The sequence below is a fragment of the Rhizobacter sp. P3_B12 genome (genome assembly GCF_056402895.1).
This window is the reverse complement of the sequence record NZ_JBFUGN010001684.1, coordinates 1-645: the sequence shown is the minus strand read 5'-3', so window position 1 is coordinate 645 and position 645 is coordinate 1. Positions and strand designations below refer to the sequence as shown.

Here is a 645-nt window from a genome sequence, read left to right as displayed (position 1 = left end):
GCCCTCGGCCGCGCCGAAATCGCGCGCCGCCGCCTGCGCTTCGGCCAGCTGCACCAGCGGCGTCACCGACCAGGCGGACGGCGATGCCTCGTGCCGGTCGATCTCGGCCAGCGCCTCCTTCAGCATCGCCTGCGCGGTGGCCGCATCGCCGGCCAGGTGGTGCGAGCGCGCCAGGTTGCGCAGCGCCTCGTAGCCGCTCGACCACTGCGCCGGGTGCTGCCGGAAATGCGCGACCGCCTGTTGCGCCGCAGCGCGCATGCCGGCCAGCGACACGTACTGCTCGATCTCGGCGCGGTTGATCCACATCCAGCCGCGCGTCTCCGACGCGTCGTCGCCGATCGCATCGAGCACCTGCCGGGCTTCGTCCATCGCGGCCAGCGCGCGGGCGCGGTCGTCGGTGTGGTTCACGTCGCGGGCGTACGCGAGCAGCGCGCTGGCGAGCCGTGCGTCGTGCGCACCGAACGAGCGCCGCGCCGCCTCGACGCGCTGCAGCCGCAGCTGCCCGGCCTCGTCGAACAGGCCGAGCTGGAAATGCATGTCGGCCAGCGTGTCGAGCACCTCGTCGAGCGCTTCGGGCGAATCCTTCAGCGCCTGCGACGCCTGCCTGGCGCCGACCTCCCGCAGCTCACGCGCGGTGGTCTGGCG

General features: G+C 73.8%; 1 protein-coding gene. It reads right to left on the bottom strand.

The annotated features are described in order from the left end of the window. On the bottom strand, window positions 1-645 hold a 645-nt coding region (locus tag AC1D01_RS37665), incomplete at both ends, for a hypothetical protein (RefSeq protein ID WP_477875056.1).